The 640-nt window shown below is 47.3% G+C and carries 1 pseudogene; it reads left to right on the top strand.

From position 1 onward, the window contains the following. A pseudogene (locus KIV40_RS28535) lies at positions 1-509 on the top strand (DMT family transporter); the annotation flags it as partial. Positions 510-640 lie beyond the last annotated feature (131 nt).

Genomic DNA, 640 nt, shown 5'->3' with positions numbered 1-640 from the left:
GTTTGTCTCTTGGCTCATTTTCCGCGTGAAACCCAATCGCGCATTCTGGCTATCTTTCCCTGTTTCCATTATCGGTATGTTGCTGCTGACACTCACCAATGGCTGGGCGTTTGAGGAAAGTCAGGGGTACTTCTTACTGGCTTCGATATTGTTGTCACTGCACTTTGTGATGAACAAGCGCGTGACCAACAATGTAAAACCAATCGCTTCTATCTGTATTCAGCTACTTATGGTTGGTGTTAGTGGGATGGCATTTGCCGCGATGACGGGGCAGCCTGAATTCGAAATCACTGTTTCGTTGATCTTCTGGTTTACGGTTTCAGCTGTGGTAGCAACGGCGATTCGTTACTTGTTACAAACATTAGGGCAGCACTCCGTGAATATGGAAGTGGCGGCGCTCATCATGATTTTAGAACCTGTATGGACGCTGATTTTGAGTGTGACGCTATTAGGTGAAATGGTTGATTGGCTCACTGTTTTGCTACATTCGCCTATCTCGAAGAGGTTAATACGCCACGGCTGCTATGGTACAAGCGTCGCCATCGCGTTGCTGGCGCTAGGTGTTATTTGCCGTCGACAGGTACTTGTGTTTCCTGCGATTGCCATTGGTAAAGGTGTCTCTTTCCCTTATGCATGGAAT

It is taken from the genome of Vibrio sp. D173a, from assembly GCF_030248475.1.
Note: the sequence above shows the minus strand (reverse complement) of the source record. Positions and strands in the feature narration are given on the sequence as shown.